Here is a 19,855-nt window from a genome sequence, read left to right on the forward strand (position 1 = left end):
TAAGTAAAGAAAATAATCTGACAGTAGATTTATATTATTTTAGCGTAAAATTAACTTTTTTTTACTGCCAAACACAAATTAACCTTTTAAAAAACTTATGAATAAATTATCAATATGTGTGGTACTTTTTGTACTCAGTTACACTGGATTTTCACAATCCTATGATTTTCAAGTTATAAAAGAAATTGAGGCCTTGCCTGTAGTTTCTCAAGATAACACAGGTTCGTGTTGGAGTTTTTCGACCATTTCTTTTTTAGAGTCTGAAATGATTAGAATAACAGGAACTAAAACCGATCTTTCTGAGATGTATATAGTTCGCAGTACTTATCTTGATAAAGCAGAAAATTACGTAATGCGCCAAGGGAAAGCACAATTTGGTGAAGGTGGATTGAGTCACGATGTCATTAATAGTGCTCGAAAATATGGCATTGTTCCTTCTCCTAGCTACATGGGAAAGTCGACGCCTGAAATGAAATATAATCATTCAAAAATGATTTCAGAACTAGACAATATTGTGAAAAAAGCGGTAACCGAAACGCCAAAAAAATATCCAAACTGGAAAGCAGATTACGTTGCTGTTTTAGATACTTATATGGGAAAATTTGATGAAAATTCAAAAATCTATGTACCAAATGTAAAGATTGATGAACAAACTACAAACGAAAAATCGTTAACGCCTAAACAATTTTTAGCTACTACTAAATTGAATCTAGACGATTATATTACGATAACGTCTTTTACAAGCGAACCAGTTTATTCGAATTTTATTCTCAATATTCCCGATAATTTTGCCAACGGCAGTATGTATAATTTACCGCTCGATGAGTTTATAGAAAATATTGACCATGCACTCGATAAAGGTTTTACTTTAGTTTTAGATACTGATGTTAGTGAAATTACTTTTTCAAGTAAAAATGGCATTGCCGTTATTCCCGAGAACGATAATGATGCTGCTACAATCTTAAAAGAAATCAAAACCGAAAAGAAAATTACTCCTGAATACCGTCAGGCTGAATTTGAAAACTACAACACGCAAGACGACCATTTGATGCATATTGTAGGTAAAGTGGTTGACCAAAAAGGTAACCACTATTACAAAGTAAAAAATTCCTACGGAATACAGTCTGGGAGAAATGGCTTTGTTTACGTCAGTGTTCCCTATGTTCGGTTGAAAGCAATTTCGGTAATGTTGCATAAAAATGGCTTAATGAAGAAAACTAAAGATGCTTTAAAACTTTAAAGATTTTATTTTTCCTTTACGGTTGACAGCTTTAATTGTTTTATTCAAAAAATATAAATGTTGGAAATTTTTGATAGTCAGGTTAAAATTGTGTATTTTTTGTAATGTAATTACTATAAAAACTCCTTTAGTTTAGTTGAAAATTAGAGTTTCTATAACTATTGTTCTACGATTTACCTTTGTATATTTGCAATGCTAAAAATTTGAAAATGGAAACTGTTTTAGATAATAATTTGCCAATAGGCAAGCCAAAATGGTTGAAGGTAAAGTTACCTATTGGACAAAAATATACTGAACTTCGTGGGCTAGTTGACAAATATAAACTCAATACCATTTGCACCTCGGGCAGTTGCCCAAACATGGGAGAATGTTGGGGAGAAGGCACAGCAACGTTTATGATTTTGGGAAATATCTGTACACGTTCTTGTGGTTTTTGCGGCGTAAAAACAGGAAGACCAGAAACGGTAGATTGGGATGAACCCGAAAAAGTAGCGCGTTCCATTAAAATTATGAAAATCAAGCACGCGGTGATTACCAGTGTTGATAGAGATGATTTGAAAGATATGGGTTCAATTATTTGGTTCGAAACCGTGCAAGCCATCAGAAGAATGAATCCCGAAACCACATTAGAAACACTTATTCCTGATTTTCAAGGCATAGAAAGACACCTCGATAGAATTGTTGAAGCCAATCCTGAAGTGGTTTCACATAATGTTGAAACAGTACGAAGATTAACACGTGAAGTGCGAATTCAAGCAAAATATGATAAAAGTTTAGCCGTTTTGAAATACTTAAAACAGCAAGGTATTAAAAGAACGAAATCGGGCATTATGCTTGGACTTGGTGAAACCGAAGAAGAAGTAATTCAAACGATGCAAGATTTACGAGACAATAATGTCGATATCGTAACTATAGGACAATATCTTCAACCTAGCAAAAAACATTTACCGGTTAAAGAATTCATTCGTCCAGAACAATTTGAAAAATACGAAAAAATTGGAAAAGAAATGGGTTTCCGTCATGTAGAAAGCGGTGCATTAGTTCGTTCTTCTTATCATGCGGCGAAGCATATTTTATAATTTGTTTAAAAGTTTATAAAAGTTTAAAGTGGTTTTCTACTCAAAGCAACCAACCTTTTAAATAATCTTAAACAAAACTGAACAATTTTAAACAATTTTAAACTTGAAACAAAAAACTCGAATTGCTATTAATGGTTTTGGTCGCATCGGTAGAAATCTATTTCGATTGTTGCTCGATAATCCCGATATTGAAGTGGTTGCGATTAATGATATTGCAGATAATCGAACAATGGCACATTTGGTGAAATATGACAGTATTCACGGCGTGCTTCCTTTTGATGTTTCCTTCAACTGTACTTCTATTATTGTAAACGGAAAATCGTATGCTTTTTTTCATGAACAAGAAATAAGCAAACTACAATGGGAGAACATCGATTTTGTGATTGAAAGCACGGGGAAATTCAAAACATTTAAAGATATTAATCAACATATTCTAGCTGGAGCCAAAAAAGTAATCCTGTCTTCACCTTCTGAAGTTTCGGAAATTAAAACGGTTGTTCTTGGTGTTAACGAAAGTATTTTAGACGGAACAGAAACTATTGTTTCTAATGCTAGTTGCACTACCAATAATGCCGCACCAATGATTAAGGTTATTAACGAACTTTGTGGTATTGAGCAAGCGTATATTACCACTGTTCATTCCTACACTACAGACCAAAGTTTACACGATCAACCACATAAAGATTTACGTCGTGCCCGAGGTGCAAGCCAATCGATCGTTCCAACAACTACTGGTGCAGCAAAAGCACTCACAAAAATATTTCCTGAAATGGAAGGCAAAATCGGTGGAAGCGGAATTCGTGTTCCTGTTCCCGATGGTTCATTAACAGATATTACTTGCTATGTCAAAAAACAAGTTTCTATTGAACAAATAAATACTGCTTTTAAAAATGCTGCTTCAACTAATTTAAAAGGAATTTTAGCATATACCGAAGATCCAATAGTTTCTGTTGACATCATTGGAAATCAAAATTCTTGCCTTTTTGATGCGCAACTCACCTCGGTAATCGATAAAATGGTTAAAGTAGTGGGTTGGTATGACAATGAAATTGGATATTCTAGCCGAATAATTGATTTAATCCGATACATTTCAAAATAATTTTATAATTTAGGCATACTGAATATCACGATAAATTATTTTGAAAAATATTATTTTTTTATTCTTCCTGTTTCCTCTTCTTGTTTTTTCACAAAAAAAACTTGTGGTTAAAACAGACAGTACTGATTATTATATTGATTTAGTCAATTTTTCAAAAAAGGAAAACGCTTACAAAGATTGTTTAAATTATTCGCAAAAAGCGATAGACTTTGCCATTTTATCCAAAAATCCAGAAAAAATAGCAAAAAGCTATGCAACACTTGGCGAGACATTTCTTGAATTAAAAAAATATGATGATGCCATTGGTGCTTTCGAAAAAAGTATTGCCAGTTATGATAAGCTACCCCAATCTACTGAGCAAGCATACTGCAACTATTATATTGGTGTTTGCTACATGCAAAAATACAATTTCAAAACCGCTGAGACCTATTTTAACAAAGCATTTAAAATTTTTGACAGCTTAAAAATTCAAAATGCTATTGACCTACTGAACCTTCAAAAAGCCATAATCTACAAACAAAAAGGAGAGATTAATTTAGCCAATTCGATTTTTCTTGATTTAGTTTCAAGACAAGATTCCATAAATCAAGAAAGTGTTCAGTCAGAAGCTTATTATCAAATAGGCATTACAGAAATTGAAAATTACAGGTATAATTTGGCTATTAATTATCTAAAAAGAGCACTAAAAGCCAATAGAAATAATCTTGACCAAAAAGCAGCAATTGTATTAGCTTTAAGCGAAGCTTATGAAAAAAGTGGTGATATCAATAACTCCTTCATATTTTTAAAAAAACATCTTCAATTAAATGATAGTATACTCTATGATATTCATACAAAAATTGGTGTAAAAGATCTAAATTCCTTTAAAAATTCTGAAACGTTAAAACAAATCGAGCAACTTGATAAAGAAAAAAAATCATATGAAAAAGAACAAAAATTTTCGAAAATAGTACTCATTTTATCTATTTCGCTTGTTATTATTTTAACTTTTTTAAGCACCATTTTATATAAAAATAATATTATTAGAAGACGTTCAAACAAGTTACTTCAAGAAAAAAACTTAGAATTACAAATTGCAAAGGAGAATGCTGAAAAAGCTTCGAAAGCTAGAGCTGATTTTCTCTCTACAGTGAGTCATGAATTAAGAACACCGCTAAACGCCATAAATGGAATTACACACTTGTTACTTGAAGACAAACCGAAAAAGAGCCAACTTAGTTACTTGAATTCGTTGAAATTTTCTGGTAATTATTTGTTGAATTTTATAAATGAAATTCTTGAAATTAATCGAATTGACTCTAACAAAATTGAAATAGAATACATTGATTTTAATCTTAAGAAATTATTGCTTGATATTAAAAGTTCGATGAATGAAATTGCCACTAGTAATCAAAATAAATTTGTACTCGACTTCGACGAAAATATTCCAGAAACGCTCAAAGGCGATACTACAAAACTTTCTCAAATATTTATCAATTTAATTAACAATGCACTAAAGTTTACTAAAAACGGACAAGTAAAAGTTATCGCAAAACTGGTAGAATCTACAAGTGAATTCTCAAAAATAAGTTTCGCAATAAAAGATACCGGTATTGGGATTCCAAAAGAGAAACAAGAATCAATTTTTGATAGTTTTTCTCAAGGTTCGATTGAGATTAATAGAAAATATGGAGGAACTGGCCTTGGACTAACTATTGTAAAAAAACTAGTTGATTTATTGGACGGTGTTATTTGCCTTGAAAGCGAAATTGGTGTTGGTACAACTTTTTATGTAGAACTTAAACTTCTTAATAGTACTGAAAAGATAGTTACAGAAAAACCGGTTTACTACAGCGACGAAATATTGATAGGAAAAAAAATATTGGTAGTCGAAGACAATAAAATTAACCAAATGGTCACTAAAAAAATGCTAGAAAAAAAAGGTATTCTCTGCGAAATTATTGAAAGTGGTGAAGCCTCTATTGAGATATTAACTAAAGAAAACGACTATGATTTAGTACTAATGGATGTTCATTTACCAGGCATAAATGGAACAGATGCGACGGTAAAAATACGTGAATTTGATCAGAAAAAACCAATCATAGCTTTGACCGCTATTTCTCTTAACGAAAATAGAGAAACGCTATTGTCATTTGGCATGAATGATGTCATAACAAAGCCATTTGACCCTGATAATCTGTATCGCGCAATCGCTACAAATTTGCTTTAGTATTGAAGTATCAACTCTTTTATTAATTTTCTAACATGAGGTTCAGCGGCATTGGCAGCTTTCAGCACTTCTTCGTGTGAAATACTCTCTAAAAATTCCTCGCTACCAATATCTGTTATAACCGAAATACCAAAAGTCTCCAAGTCCATATGACGAGCCACTATCACCTCTGGAACTGTTGACATTCCCACACAATCAGCGCCTAGAACTTTCACCATTTTATACTCATGCAGTGTTTCAAAAGTTGGTCCTTGTAACCCTAAATAAACTCCATCAAAAACTTCGATGTTTGATTCTTTAGCTATTTCTTTTGCTTTTGATATCATTTTCAAACTGTAAGGTTCACTCATATTTACAAAACGAGGTCCAAATCGTTCCTCATTTTTTCCTCTCAACGGATGTTCAGGCATCATATTAACATGATCATTGATAATTACAATTGAACCTACTTTATAACTTGGATTTACGCCACCAGAAGCATTGGAAACAATTAATTTTGAAATACCTAAATATTTCATCACTCTTACCGGAAAAGTTACTTCTTGCATCGAATAACCTTCATAATAATGAAATCGGCCTTGCATAGCAACTACTTTTTTAGTTCCAATAGTTCCAAAAACCAATGCACCTTTGTGACCTGCAACAGTAGATGTAGGGAAATTAGGGATTTCATGATAAGGTAAAGTAAATTCAATTTCTAAATCATCCGTAAAACTTCCCAATCCTGAACCAAGAATTACGCCATATTCTGGTGTGAAATCAAACTTATTGTTTATATAGTTAACGGTTTCTTGAACTTGTTCCCACATAGTCTAAAATAGTTTTGTCAAAAATGGCTTGTTGATTTACAAACTTACTTTTGATAGGTAAATAATACAATTGTTCTGCTAAAATTTCAGTCTTCAAACGTACGAAATCCTTTTCGGTTGTAATAATGATTTTATCTTTAGCTTTATTTTTTAAAGTTAAAATATCGCTTTCGCTAAAATGATGATGATCGGGGAAAACCAATAGCTCATCATTTTTTGTTCTTAAATAATTAAAAAAAGGTTCAGGTTTTGCAATTCCAGCCAATAAAATTTTACTTTTATTATTTATGTCCAAAACTTCTAACGACTGATTTTGATTATAAACACTACTGTCATAATCAATGGAACTGAAGTAAATAGGTATATTCAAGCCAATACGCTCTTTAATTTTAAGCTGTTCATCATTTGAAATGGTTGGAGAACATTTGGTTACTACAATAACATTCGCTCTTTTTGCTCTGCTTTTATTTTCGCGTAAATTTCCTGTTGGTAACAAAAAATCATCGCAATACAAATCATCATAAGAAGTCAAAAGAATATAAAATCCCGCTTTAACCCTACGATGTTGGTAAGCATCATCAAGCAAAATAACCTCGGGTTTGTCCTTTAATCGCATTAAATTTTCAATGCCATTTTTTCTATCGGCATCAACAGCCACAATAATATCCTTGAACTTACTGTAATACTGAAAAGGTTCATCACCCAAAATGTCAGCATTTGAAGTAGCATTAGCTAAAATAAATCCTTTCGACTTTCTTTTATAACCTCTACTCAATGTTGCTACTTTATAGGTAGTAGATAATAGCCGAATGAGGTACTCAATTTGAGGTGTCTTTCCAGTACCACCAACACTCAAATTTCCCACTGCAATGACAGGAATATCGAAAGAATATGACTTAAAAACACCTATATCATAAAGGTAGTTTCTTAAAGAAGTAATTAAACCATAAAGAATGGCAAAAGGGAAAAGTAATTTTCGCAACAAAATCATAGTACGAATGTAGAAAATTTGACAGCAATAGAAGAATGAATTTTATAAAATTGATAAAAAGATTTTATCTTTGAAAATATTCTATTGATAATATAGAGATATGAAAAGTTCAAGACCATGAAATTACTCTATCTTTTAGTTTGTTTTTTTATTAGCCAACTAGCAGTATACGGACAAGAGACTGAAAATGCAGCGATACTCAAAGTTATTTTTTCAAAATATTATAAAAACGAAAAAGTAATTACTAAAGGACGACTCCAACTACTCAATTTTTATTGCAATAAAGCTCCAAACAATGAAGAAGTTCTCGAAGTTATTGCAGGAAATGAAATTTTAAAAAAAAATGCCGCCGAGATTAAATCTCAACTCGTTTATGGTAATAACGAAGATTGGTCAGCAGCTTATAATTTATTATTTGATAATCAAAATCAGTACCTAAAGAGTAAAGTCAACGACTGTCTATCGCTCGAAGCATTTCAGGAAATTTCAAAAAAATACGGCGAAAACAACCAACGTCTGCTTATTGTAAACAAACCGATTTATTTTGGTAAGGCCAATTTTTGTTTGGTTAAAGTGGCATTTTACAGAAATATCGAGCACAATAGCGGCCGTTTTTTATTGTTAGAAAAAGTCAACGGCGAATGGGTTATTAAAGCATATTTGAACGAATGGGCCACGTAAACAGTTTGTAGTCGCAGTATTTAGTATTCAGCAAAAAAATAAAAATGAAAATAAAAGAAATACTAACAATCTTAGAAGAAATGGCACCTTTGGCTTATGCCGAAGATTTTGACAACGTAGGTTTACTTCTTGGAAATCAAAATGATGAAGCTAAAGGAATTTTAGTTTGCCATGATGCTTTAGAAAATGTTGTTGACGAAGCCATAACCAAAAAATGTAACTTGATTGTATGCTTCCATCCTATTATCTTTTCGGGTTTGAAAAAAATAACAGGAAAAAATTATGTGGAACGTGCCGTTTCAAAAGCCATCAAAAATGACATTGCTATTTATGCAGTTCACACCGCTTTCGACAACCACAAACATGGCGTGAATAAGATTTTCTGCGATGCTTTAGGTTTAATTAATACTAAAATACTTGTTCCAAAACAGAATTTCATTCAAAAACTGATTACTTATACTATTCCAGAAAACGTAGAGGAATTACGTAATGCATTATTTGATGCTGGTGCAGGCAAAATTGGTAATTATGAAGATTGTAGTTTTAATTCCAAAGGCATTGGAACCTATATGGGCAACGAAGACAGCAATCCAGAAATTGGCGAAAGATTCGAATTTGTAGAAAGCGAAGAACTCAAAGTAGAGGTAACCTTTGAAAAACATTTGCAAAACAAAATTTTAAAAGCATTGTTTACAAACCATGTGTACGAAGAAGTAGCCTACGAAATTTATGAATTGCAAAATTCTCATCAAAATATTGGTCTCGGTATGATAGGAGAATTAGAAAAACCAATGAACGAAAATGAGTTTCTTTCGTTTGTGAAAAACAAAATGCAATGCGGAGGAATCCGTCATAGTGCTTTACTTGGTAAACCAATAAAGAAAGTAGCCGTTCTTGGCGGTTCAGGAAGCTTTGCTATTAATAATGCAAAACAAGCTAGTGCCGATATTTTCCTAACTGCTGATTTAAAGTACCATAACTTTTATGAAGCTGAAAACCAATTGATTTTAGCCGATATTGGCCACTTTGAGAGCGAAAGATTTATAAAAAATTATATTGTTGATTTTCTTATGAAAAAAATTCCTAATTTTGCAATCATTTTTTCGGAAGAAAATACAAATCCCGTTAAGTACTTATAAAATATGGCGACTACAAAAGAACTAAGTGTTGAAGACAAATTAAGAGCGATTTATGACCTACAAATCATAGACTCTAGAATTGATGAAATCAGAAACGTTAGAGGAGAATTACCTTTAGAAGTAGAAGATTTAGAGGATGAAGTTACTGGTTTAAGCACTCGTTTAGATAAATTAAAAAGCGATTTAGTTGTTATTGAAGATCAAATTAAAACCAAGAAAAGTGCTATTGAAGATCATCAAGCTGCAATAAAAAAATATACAGCACAACAAAAAGAAGTTCGTAACAACAGAGAATTTAATTCGTTAACCAAAGAGGTGGAATTTCAAGAATTAGAAATTCAACTAGCTGAAAAGCAAATTAAAGAATTAAAAGCAAGTATAGAACACAAAAAAGAGGTTATTGCAAATTCAAAAGATAAATTAGAACAAAAAACAACACATTTAAAGCATAAAAAAGCAGAATTAAACGATATCATGGCTGAAACTCAAAAAGAGGAAAGCTTTTTGATGCAAAAATCTGCAGAATATGAAGCTTTAATCGAAGAAAGACTATTGGCTGCTTACAAGAGAATACGCTCCAGTGTTCGTAACGGTTTGGCAGTAGTATCAATCGAGCGTGGCGCATCTGCAGGGTCATTCTTTACAATTCCACCGCAGATACAAGTAGAAATTGCGGCAAGAAAGAAAATCATCACCGACGAACATTCAGGAAGGATTTTAGTTGATGCAGCATTAGCAGAAGAAGAAAGAGAAAAAATGCAACAACTATTTGCTCATCTATAAAATCTAATCCCGAGTAATTCGGGATTTTTTTATGAAAAAAATTCAATATTTTATACTCACAAAATCCATCGGATTATACCTTAATAGTATAAGCTATTTTAATCCAGAGAAAGCAAAAAGCAAAGCCTATAAACTTTTCAGTCAACCCAGAAAAGGAAAACTGAAGCAGAATCATTTACCTAAAACTTTACAGAATGCAACCAAAGAAACTTTCAAATTTCAAAACGAAAGCTTTCAAACTTATAAATGGCAAGGTGATGACAGCAGCGTTCTTTTAATTCACGGTTGGGAAAGTAACTCCTCCAGATGGAAAAAATTATTGCCATTCCTAAAATCTACTGGTAAAACAATTTTTGCAATAGATGGTCCAGCACACGGTTTAAGCGGTGGAAAAGAATTTAATGCTCCAAAATATGCGGAATATATTCATGCTGTAATGCAAAAATACCCGTCAGAAATAGTAATTGGCCATTCCATTGGCGGTGCAGCGATTGCTTACTATCTTCATAAATATAAAAATTCTGCTATTCAAAAAGTAGTTTTACTTGGTTCACCATCCGATTTTAAAATTATTAGTAACAATTTTGTTTCGCTTTTAAGTTTGAATAAAAAAATCAAATCACTATTAGAACAGTATTATCAGGAAAAATTTGATATTCCTATTGACGATTTTGCTGGACATTTATTTGCTACCTATTTTTCACAAAAAGCCTTGATTGCTCATGATGAAGATGACAAAATTGTCTCTGTGAATGAAGGCCGCAAATATGCCTCAACATGGAAAAATGCCACTTATATAGAGACCAAAGGTCACGGCCATAGTTTACATGACAACGATTTATACAAAAGTATAGTTTCTTTTATTACCGACGGCAAATAACAAATTCCCTTTAGTTCATTAGTTATTACTGTTTTGGCAAGCCAACTTGAAAACAGTAGATTTCTTGCTTTATTTTTTTTTAAAAAAAGTAAGATAACAATAAAAAATTCCTATTTTTAACAAAATCATTGCATATTACTTTTAAAACATATTACTAGAAATGAAAATAGATAAAATCCAAGCGCTTCGTGGTCCAAATATTTGGAGTGTACAACGTAAAAAATTAATCCAAATGAGACTTGATTTGGAGGAAATGGAGCAATTTCCAACCAATAAAATAGAGGGTTTCCGCGAAAGAATAGAAGCGATGTTTCCCACTATGATTGAACATCGATGTTCAGAAGGAACGCGTGGTGGTTTCTTTTCTAGAATAGAACGTGGCACTTGGATGGGACATGTTATAGAACACATTGCGTTAGAGATTCAAACCTTAGCTGGAATGGAAACTGGTTTCGGACGAACTCGCGAAACTAAAACACCTGGTGTATACAATGTAGTTTTTAGTTATACAGAAGAAAATGTCGGATTATTTGCTGCCGAAAGCGCCGTTGCTATTGCTGAAGCTTTAATTGCCGGAACAGATTACGATGTGGAAGCCGATATTCAAAAAATGCGCGAAATTCGCGAACGCGTTCGACTCGGTCCTTCTACTGGCAGTATTGTTGAAGAAGCAGTTGCAAGAGATATTCCGTGGATTAGATTGGGTACAAATTCATTAGTTCAATTAGGATATGGTATCAATCAAATGCGCTTTCAAGCCACAATAACGTGTAAAACCAGCAGTATTGCAGTAGATATTGCTTGCAACAAAGAGCAAACAAAAAAAATGCTCGATGCCGCTTCTATTCCCGTGGCAAGTGGTGGTATTTGTGTTGATGAAGAAGATTTAGACGAGGTAATCCGAAAAATAGGTTATCCAATAGTAATAAAACCATTAGATGGAAATCATGGAAAAGGCGCATCGATTAATGTAAAAAATCGTGAAGATGCGGTTTCAGGTTTGGCTTATGCCAAGAAATACAGTCATCGTGTTATTGTTGAAAAATTTATCACAGGCTACGATTTTAGAGTTTTAGTAATTGATAATAAACTAGTTGCCGCTGCAAAACGAGAACCAGCTCACATAAAAGGAGATGGCGTTCAAACTATTCAGCAATTAATTGATGAAACCAATAAAGATCCGCGTCGTGGCTATGGTCATGAAAATGTTTTAACTCAAATAGATGTTGATAGAGACACGACTGATTTATTAGAAAAATTAAATTACACGCTAGAAACTGTTCCAAAAAAGGGAGAAGTCGTTTACTTAAAATCTACGGCTAACCTTAGTACAGGCGGAACATCAATAGATGTAACTGATATGATGCATCCCGAAAATATTTTCCTTTGTGAAAGAATTTCGAGAGTAATAGGATTGGATATTTGCGGTGTAGATATTATGGCCGAAAATTTAACCCAACCATTAAAAGAAAACGGTGGTTGTATTCTTGAAGTGAATGCTGCACCAGGTTTTAGAATGCACTTGGCACCATCAGAAGGTTTGCCGCGAAACGTAGCGTCACCTGTTATAGACATGTTGTATCCTCCGGGAAAACCAAGCCGTATTCCAATAATTGCAGTAACAGGAACAAACGGGAAAACTACCACAACTCGACTTTTGGCACATATTGTTAAAAATAACGGATACAAAGTGGGTTTTACAACGTCGGACGGCATTTATGTGCAAAACCACATGATGGAAAAAGGCGATACCACAGGACCAATTTCTGCGGAATATATTTTAAAAGATCCGACCGTTGAATTTGCTGTTTTAGAAACCGCTCGAGGCGGAATTTTACGTTCAGGATTAGGTTTTAGTCGCTGTGACATAGGTATTATTACTAACATACAAGAAGATCATTTAGGAATAAGTGATATTCATAATTTAGATGATTTAGCAAGAGTTAAAAGTACAGTAGTTAAAAGTATCAAGAAAGATGGCTGGGCAATTTTAAATGCCGAAGACGAACAATGTCTAAAGATTGCCAACGAATTAAGTTGCAACGTAGCTTACTTTAGTATGGATGAAAATAATGCAAAAGTAAAGCAGTTTTCAAAAGAAGGTAAAATCGTAGCTGTTTATGAAAATGGTTTCATTACTATAAAAAAAGGCGAGTGGAAAATAAGAGTAGAACGCGCTACACATGTTCCTTTAACGATGGGAGGAAAAGCAAAATTCATGATTGCCAATGTTTTAGCAGCAACACTAGCCAGTTATTTACAAGGATTTAAAACAGATGATATTAGTTTGTCATTGCAAACCTTTATTCCAAGTGCAGCACAAACGCCAGGAAGAATGAATGTTTTTGAGTTCAAAAAATTCAAAGTTTTAATAGACTTTGCCCATAATCCATCAGGATACAAAGGTGTTGAAGAATTTTTAAGCAGTGTTGAAGCAACTAAAAAGATTGGAATTATTGCTGGAGTTGGCGATCGTCGTGACGAAGATATTAAAGAATGTGCCACAATTGCTGCTCGAATGTTTGATCACATTATCATTCGTCAAGAAAAACATTTACGCGGTAGAACCGAAGAAGAAATCATTAGTTTAATAATGGAAGGCATTGCAGAAAGTGGCCGAACAGTTACACACGAAATTATCAAGAAAGAAGTTGAGGCTATTAAACATGCAATTAATAGCGCAGAAGAAGGTACATTCATAACCGCTCTGAGTGATGTTGTGACTAACGCTATCGATATTGTACAGGAATACTTAGACAAGGAAAATGAAGATGGAAACAACTAATTGAATTAAATGCTAATAACTTAAAATTATAATCCCTTTCTGAATTAAAAAGGGATTTAATTTTTTTTAACTTTTAGTTGAAACTATTATTCAATTAAACGCAAAAAAGAAACATTTTTAAAAAAAACAACTTGAAATTACTAATTTTGAAAGCAAAAAGGTTGTTTATGATAATAAAACGAGGTATTTTTGTAAAATTGAAATGATTTTATAACGAAAGTATTTTTGCATCAAGCATAACCGCTTAATAGGTACTGCAAAAACAACCAAAAAAACTAATAAGTATCGATGGATTTTTTAAAAAATATTAACATTTTTAGAAGGAATTTAACCATAAAGATAACGCAGAATATTGGTAACTCAAAAACAGCTAAGAATAAATACAAGTCCATCGATAGAAATGCTGTAAAAAGAGTACTAATTAGCAGACCAAATCATAGACTGGGAAATATGTTATTAATCACTCCGATGGTTCAAGAAGTGAAAAACATCTTTCCAAACTGTACCATTGACTTGTTCGTTAAAGGAACTGTTGCCAATGTTGTATTTGAGAATTACGAATACGTTAACGAAGTCATTTCTTTACCTAAAAAACACTTTAAACAACTAGGTCAGTATCTTTCAAGTTGGTTTTCATTGAAAAGAAAGAAGTACGATTTGGCTGTTAATTGTATCGAATATTCATCATCGGGAAGAATTTCAACTCAACTAGCTAATGCAGAAAATAAATTTTTTGGAGCCGAATTGCATGAATCGACAATCAATAGCTCCAAAGAAGATTTACATCATATTGCTAAAAACACGATTTATGGGCTAAGAAATTACCTGTCTAAATGCAACGTACAATTTGACTCTTTTGAAATCCCAAATCTAGATATCAAATTATCTCCAGAAGAAGTAAGCCAGGGAAAAAATAGTATTGACAATCTAGTAGAGAAAAATAAAAAAACAATAGCCATATTCACGTACGCAACCGGAAATAAATGCTATTCAACTGAATGGTGGTGTACCTTTTATGAAAGTTTAAAAAATACTTTTCCTAATCACAACATTATTGAAATTTTGCCGGTCGAAAATATATCTATGATTAATTTTCAAGCGCCATCATTTTACAGCAAAGACATAAGAGAAATAGCTTCTGTAATCGCAAATACAGAATGTTTTATTGGCGCAGATAGCGGAATGATGCATCTTGCCAGCGCGTCTTTAACAAAAACAATTGGACTTTTTGCATTCACTAATATTGCAACCTACAAACCTTACGGAAATGGAAGTTTTGCGATTGACACCAATGTAAATAGTATAGAAGATTGTGTTGCAACTGTTGCAAAGTCTTTAACTGTATAGTTTTAAGCAAGTCAAAAAAAATACTACGTATCATATAAGTTCGATTAAAATAATTTCATCATGGTAACTTTTTTATAAAAATAGTCAATGTCACATTTATTAAGCCTTATTCAATTATTAGAAAAACAAATTGAAAACCACCAAGCTGAAAATTTAAATGTTTCAAAATCAAACATTAGTTGGCACATTGACCATAGTTTATTGGTAATAAACGGTATCATTAATCAATTGAAAAAATCCAATCCAGAACTGTATAGAAAGCAATTTAATTGGAAACGCTTTTACATTCAATTGCGAGGCGAAATTCCAAGAGGAAAAGGAAAAGCACCCAAAGTTGTGCAACCTACAGAAGCAACCTCAGTAGAGAAATTGATGACACAACTTGACAACGCAAAAAAAAATGTATTCGAACTCGAACACCTTTCTCTCAATAATTACTTTTCGCATCCTTACTTTGGCGATTTAAATTTAAAATCAACTATTTGGTTTTTAAAACTTCATACCAATCATCATTTAAAAATCATAAATGATATCATCAATAAAAGTTAATCTTGTTTACTACATTATTCCTTTTTAATACATTTATGGCCAACTAAATATTCATTTTATGAACAAAAAAACGATACTTATTGTTAGTTTTCTTCTAGCAATTACTACTCAAGCCCAATTAAAAAAAATTACTCTTGAAGAATCAGTGCTTCAACAAGGAAGAAAATTTGGTGCTGACAAACTAACTGGTTTTCAATGGATACCAAATACCAACAAATATGTGTATTACACTGATGCTTGGACCAAAATGGTAACTGCAACACCTACCGATGCTAAAACTTCTGAATTAACAACCTTAACGGATATTAATGCAGCATTAGGAACGAAACTGAAAAACTTCTTTGGCGTTCAATGGATTGATACTAATACAATTTTAGTTACCGAAAACGTAAAATCATACAGCTACAATCTTCTGACAAAATCTGGAAAAAGCATTGTAGAATCTCCAGAAAAAGGCGAAAACCAAACTTTTGACAGTTCGTATAAAAATCTTGCGTTTACCGAAGGAAACAATCTATTTTTTGTAAACGATAAAAAAGAAAAAATAACAGTAACTAATAATTCCGATAAAAATATCGTTTCAGGACAATCGATTTCTAGAAATGAATTTGGAATTTCGGGTGGTATATTTTGGTCGCCAAAATCATCATTTTTAGCATTTTATCAAAAAGACGAAACCGATGTTGCCGATTATCCATTGTTAGACATCAACGAAACTCCAGGAAAATTAGTCAATATAAAATACCCAATGATTGGTCAAAAATCAGAGAAACCAAAGGTTGGAATCTACAATCTAGCGACAGGAAAAACGGTTTTTATTGCCCCAAAAAACAATCCAGAAGATTATCTTACCAACTTAGCGTTCACGCCTGACGAAAAATACGTCTTGATTGCTGAGTTAAATCGTGGTCAAAACGACATGAATTTGAACCTTTATGATACTGCCACAGGAAACTTTGTGAAAACACTTTTCAACGAAAAAAACTCAAAATGGGTTGAACCAGAACATGCTGCATTTTTTCCAAATAGCAAATCGAATAACTTCGTTTGGATTTCCGAAACAGATGGATTTAACAACCTTTACTACTATTCTATCGACGGAAAATTAATCAAACAATTGACTGATAATAAATTCCCAACTCGCGAAATCATTGGAGCCAATCCTGCTGGAACTGAAATTTATTTCAAAGCAACTGGCGAAAATGGCATCAACATGTTAGCCTACAAAGTCGATTTAAAAGGAAAACAAACCCTGATTACCAAAGACGAAGGCGTTCACAACGTTGTTATTTCTGCCGATGGAAATTGGTTTTTTGACGAATATTCCAATCATTCAACACCTTCAAAGTCATTGTTGTATGACAAAAATTTAAAAGCAAAAACGCTACTAGAAAGCAAAAACAAATACGAAGGTTACGAAATCGGAACTGCCGAAATCAAAACCATCAAAGCTGCAGACGGAACAACTGATTTGTACACACGTTTAATCAAACCAAGCAATTTCGACGCTACTAAAAAATACCCAGTTTTGGTTTACGTTTATGGCGGACCACATGCACAAATGATTACCAATTCTTATTTAGATGGTGCCAATCTTTGGATGTATTGGATGGCAGAACAAGGCTATTTGGTCTTCACCGTTGACAATCGCGGTTCAGACAATCGCGGATTTGCCTTTGAAAGCGTAATCCATGCCAAACTTGGAAATAACGAAATCGACGACCAAATGAAAGGTGTAGAATACTTAAAATCGTTGCCTTATGTTGACGAAAATCGTCTAGCGGTTCACGGTTGGAGTTACGGCGGATTTATGACAACGTCGCTAATGACGAGAAAACCCGACGCTTTTAAAGTTGGTGTTGCTGGCGGACCAGTTATCGATTGGAAATGGTATGAAGTGATGTATGGCGAACGCTATATGGATACGCCAGCCGAAAACCAAAAAGGATTTGACGAAGCCAACGTAACCAATTATGCCAAAGATTTGAAAGGAAAACTGCTTTTAATTCACGGAACAAACGACGATGTTGTGGTAGAACAACATAATTTAGCGTTGGTTAAAAAGTTTGTCGAAGTAGGCAAACAAGTTGATTATTTCCCTTATCCAATGCACAAACACAACGTTACTGGAAGAGATAGAGTACATTTAATCCAAAAAGTATTGAACTACGTGATAGAAAATAATAAGTAATTTTATTTGGAGCTATTTCCTGCTCCCGAAGTTTCGGGACGTTTCAATCTATTAAAAAAATGCCGTTTTTTAAACGGCATTTTTTTAAAAAGATTTCCACTACTATCAGGGCTAGAAACTCATATATTCGATAGATTTTACAAATTATTTTAAATACAATTATTGATGAAGACAAAACACTTCTTTATACTTTTTTTAATTCATTTGTTGAATATAAATTCATATTCTCAGAAAAGCTTTATTAGTTATGACAAAGTAAAAGTTGAAGACATAACTTCAATAGAAAAAAGTTTTTATTCAAAAACATATCAATCCAAACTTGAAACTGTAGAAGGAACAGAAGATACAATTATTCGATATGGAAAACCCAAATATTACAACCGTCAAGAAAACAAATCCTATGGTAAAATTCAAGTTACATACTATTATTTAGAAAAAGACAGTCTCGTTCGAAAAATAAGTTATTTATGGATTACTCCTAAAAATACCAAATTAGAGGATTACAGTAAAAAATTTGATAAAGTTGTTGAACAAATTTCATCTGATTTAGGAAAACCAAAACCAAATCAAGGTAAACTTACCAAAATTTATGAAGAAAATTTAGGTGAAAGACATGAACGAAGAGTAACTTGGAATTATAAAGATGCCGAAATAACCCTATTAATGATTTGGTCGAGAAATCATGGTGCAAATTTAAACATCGGTGTAAATTGGAAAAACAAATAATTTTATTGTAGCATAAATTATCTCAAAAAGTATTCTAAGTCTTCTGCGGTTTCTTTCTAGCAGCAGGAAACAACACATTATTCAAAATCAAACGAAATCCTGGAGAAGTTGGATGTAAGTCTAAAACCGTTGGCTCGTCACCGACTCTGTGTTGATAATCTTCGGGATCATGACCACCATAAAAAGTGAAAAATCCCTTTCCTTTTTGTCCGTGAATATAACGTGCTTCATCATTCAATTCATTTTTACCTAAAATCAAAACATTCGATTTTATTAAATTACTATCAAACGAAGTGGTTTGTCCCATAAATCCTTTTACTAACTGGGTATGATTTTGACATAACATGGTTGGAATTACGTCCCATTTTGCAGAAAATTCCATTAAAGTAAAATAATCTTTTTCAAAAGGAATTCTTCTTTTTTCAGTCATATCAATGTCTGAAAATTCATAACGATCAGGTCTTCTTTCTAAAATAAAATCCTTAAAGGCAAAGGTTTTGGAATAATCAATTTTAGATTGATAGTTTGGTTCGCTATCGTCTCCATCAAACATTGGCTCACAAATATCAATTCCTTCGGCAGAAAGCGCAATATCAAAACTATCAGTAGCTGAACACATTGCAAACATAAAACCTCCGCCAATTACAAAATCTCTAATCTTTTTTGCAACAGCTAATTTATCTTGCGATACTTTAGTGAAACCTAATTTAGCAGCTAAAGCTTCGGCTGCTGCTTTTTGTTCAATATACCAAGGTGCGTTTCTATAAGCACCATAAAATTTACCATATTGCCCAGTAAAATCTTCGTGATGCAAATGCAACCAATCATATAAAAGTAACTGATCACTCAAAACTTCTTCATCATAAACTACTTTAAAAGGAATTTCGGCATAAGTTAAAACCATGGTTACCGCATCATCCCAAGGTTGTTTTCCTGGTGGTGAATAGACCGCGATTTTTGGAGCTTTTTCTAAAACCACCGTTTCCATATTTTGTGAAGGGCTAGAAATATCGCTCAAAATAGATTGCATTTCAGCATCGGCTAAAACTTCAAAACTAACACCTCTAATTTGACATTCTTTTCTAATTTCTTGAACATCTGGCAACAAAAAAGAACCACCACGATAATTTAATAACCAACTGGCTTTATATTGTTTGTCTAAAGCCCAATAGGCAATGCCATATGCTTTGAGATGATTTTTCTGTGTAGTTTCATCCATTGGCAATAAAATGAAATTGGCCTTGGTAGAAAAAGTAATCAGAATAAAGAAAAGTAAAAGTGATTTTTTTAACATTTCATAAAAATATATACCCAAAGATACTAGTTTTACTGTGAAGAAAAACTTAA

At 32.8% G+C, this 19,855-nt stretch carries 16 protein-coding genes; 13 read left to right on the plus strand and 3 right to left on the minus strand.

The annotated features are described in order from the left end of the window. Nucleotides 1-97: 97 nt before the first annotated feature. The 4 genes from WFZ85_RS00365 to WFZ85_RS00380 all read left to right on the plus strand — a co-directional run bounded on the left by WFZ85_RS00365 (nucleotide 98) and on the right by WFZ85_RS00380 (nucleotide 5,627). Nucleotides 98-1,240: a C1 family peptidase gene (locus WFZ85_RS00365; protein WP_342694300.1), complete on the plus strand. Its 1,143-nt coding sequence runs from the start codon at nucleotides 98-100 to the stop codon at nucleotides 1,238-1,240. 209 nt (nucleotides 1,241-1,449) lie between these two features. Continuing rightward, on the plus strand, nucleotides 1,450-2,319 hold the full coding sequence (gene lipA / locus WFZ85_RS00370) for a lipoyl synthase (RefSeq protein WP_342694301.1): 870 nt from the start codon (nucleotides 1,450-1,452) through the stop codon (nucleotides 2,317-2,319). Between the two features lie 103 nt (nucleotides 2,320-2,422). Next, nucleotides 2,423-3,418: a type I glyceraldehyde-3-phosphate dehydrogenase gene (gene gap, locus WFZ85_RS00375; RefSeq protein WP_342694302.1), complete on the plus strand. Its 996-nt coding sequence runs from the start codon at nucleotides 2,423-2,425 to the stop codon at nucleotides 3,416-3,418. 103 nt (nucleotides 3,419-3,521) lie between these two features. Continuing rightward, nucleotides 3,522-5,627 carry a tetratricopeptide repeat-containing hybrid sensor histidine kinase/response regulator gene (locus tag WFZ85_RS00380; RefSeq protein WP_342694303.1) on the plus strand — a complete coding sequence of 702 codons (2,106 nt, stop codon included), beginning with the start codon at nucleotides 3,522-3,524 and terminating at the stop codon, nucleotides 5,625-5,627. On the opposite strand, the gene WFZ85_RS00385 is transcribed toward WFZ85_RS00380, so the two are convergent. Next, nucleotides 5,624-6,436 carry a purine-nucleoside phosphorylase gene (locus WFZ85_RS00385; RefSeq protein ID WP_342694304.1) on the minus strand — a complete coding sequence of 271 codons (813 nt, stop codon included), beginning with the start codon at nucleotides 6,434-6,436 and terminating at the stop codon, nucleotides 5,624-5,626. The genes WFZ85_RS00380 and WFZ85_RS00385 overlap by 4 nt on opposite strands. Beyond that, nucleotides 6,408-7,427, minus strand: a complete 1,020-nt coding sequence (gene lpxK, locus WFZ85_RS00390) for a tetraacyldisaccharide 4'-kinase (RefSeq protein WP_342694305.1) — start codon at nucleotides 7,425-7,427, stop codon at nucleotides 6,408-6,410. Before lpxK ends, WFZ85_RS00385 begins: the two co-directional genes overlap by 29 nt. Nucleotides 7,428-7,544: 117 nt before the next feature. On the opposite strand from lpxK, the gene WFZ85_RS00395 reads away from it, so the two are divergent. The 9 genes from WFZ85_RS00395 (at nucleotide 7,545) to WFZ85_RS00435 (ending at nucleotide 18,508) form a co-directional block, all read left to right on the plus strand. Beyond that, entirely contained in the window at nucleotides 7,545-8,108 is a 564-nt protein-coding gene (locus WFZ85_RS00395; protein WP_342694306.1) for a hypothetical protein, read from the plus strand. A 44-nt stretch (nucleotides 8,109-8,152) separates the two neighbouring features. Continuing rightward, complete coding sequence (locus WFZ85_RS00400; protein WP_342694307.1) at nucleotides 8,153-9,247, plus strand: Nif3-like dinuclear metal center hexameric protein; 1,095 nt, start codon at nucleotides 8,153-8,155, stop codon at nucleotides 9,245-9,247. A 3-nt stretch (nucleotides 9,248-9,250) separates the two neighbouring features. Continuing rightward, on the plus strand, nucleotides 9,251-10,030 hold the full coding sequence (locus WFZ85_RS00405) for a zinc ribbon domain-containing protein (protein ID WP_342694308.1): 780 nt from the start codon (nucleotides 9,251-9,253) through the stop codon (nucleotides 10,028-10,030). A 31-nt stretch (nucleotides 10,031-10,061) separates the two neighbouring features. Further along, the gene (locus WFZ85_RS00410; protein ID WP_342694309.1) at nucleotides 10,062-10,910 is read left to right on the plus strand and encodes an alpha/beta hydrolase; all 849 of its coding nucleotides are present in this window, start codon (nucleotides 10,062-10,064) and stop codon (nucleotides 10,908-10,910) included. Between the two features lie 160 nt (nucleotides 10,911-11,070). Beyond that, entirely contained in the window at nucleotides 11,071-13,695 is a 2,625-nt protein-coding gene (cphA, locus tag WFZ85_RS00415) for a cyanophycin synthetase (protein WP_342694310.1), read from the plus strand. A 288-nt stretch (nucleotides 13,696-13,983) separates the two neighbouring features. Then, nucleotides 13,984-15,042, plus strand: coding sequence for a glycosyltransferase family 9 protein (locus tag WFZ85_RS00420; RefSeq protein WP_342694311.1), 1,059 nt, complete (start codon nucleotides 13,984-13,986; stop codon nucleotides 15,040-15,042). Between the two features lie 87 nt (nucleotides 15,043-15,129). Further along, a complete protein-coding gene (locus WFZ85_RS00425) occupies nucleotides 15,130-15,591 on the plus strand; it encodes a DinB family protein (protein ID WP_342694312.1) in 462 nt (153 codons plus the stop codon). 58 nt (nucleotides 15,592-15,649) lie between these two features. Next, on the plus strand, nucleotides 15,650-17,782 hold the full coding sequence (locus WFZ85_RS00430) for a S9 family peptidase (protein WP_342694313.1): 2,133 nt from the start codon (nucleotides 15,650-15,652) through the stop codon (nucleotides 17,780-17,782). A 165-nt stretch (nucleotides 17,783-17,947) separates the two neighbouring features. After that, nucleotides 17,948-18,508 (plus strand): hypothetical protein, encoded by a 561-nt coding sequence (locus WFZ85_RS00435; RefSeq protein ID WP_342694314.1) that lies wholly within the window; start codon nucleotides 17,948-17,950, stop codon nucleotides 18,506-18,508. A gap of 34 nt (nucleotides 18,509-18,542) precedes the next feature. Here the strand turns inward: WFZ85_RS00435 and WFZ85_RS00440 are convergent, their stop codons facing one another. Further along, a complete protein-coding gene (locus WFZ85_RS00440; protein ID WP_342694315.1) occupies nucleotides 18,543-19,802 on the minus strand; it encodes an asparagine synthetase B in 1,260 nt (419 codons plus the stop codon). Between the last annotated feature and the right edge of the window lie 53 nt (nucleotides 19,803-19,855).

Origin of the sequence: Flavobacterium aureirubrum, assembly GCF_038739835.1 — a bacterium.
In the GTDB taxonomy this organism is placed as follows: domain Bacteria; phylum Bacteroidota; class Bacteroidia; order Flavobacteriales; family Flavobacteriaceae; genus Flavobacterium; species Flavobacterium aureirubrum.